At 47.4% G+C, this 228-nt stretch carries 1 pseudogene; it reads left to right on the top strand.

The features are described 5' to 3' along the window. A pseudogene (locus FDX22_RS31675) lies at positions 1 to 228 on the top strand (phosphatase); the annotation flags it as partial.

The raw sequence follows: 228 nt of genomic DNA on the forward strand, positions 1-228 counted from the left end.
AGGGTTGACCGGGTGTGATAAATCCCTGCACGATAAAGTTCTGGCAGGCAGAAAAGGCCGGGATATGAGTACGTTACTTTCTCATCCCGAAAAAGCAGGCCTGCATGAACTCCGGTCAGGCTCACTTTATTGCTACGGAATGATCCTGTATATGGATGCGGAATATACAAAAACACTCCGGAGGCTTACCGGAAAAGAACTCCCGCACGATGAACTCAAAAGAGAATT

The organism is Citrobacter sp. TBCS-14 (assembly GCF_005280805.1).
GTDB lineage: Bacteria > Pseudomonadota > Gammaproteobacteria > Enterobacterales > Enterobacteriaceae > Citrobacter > Citrobacter gillenii.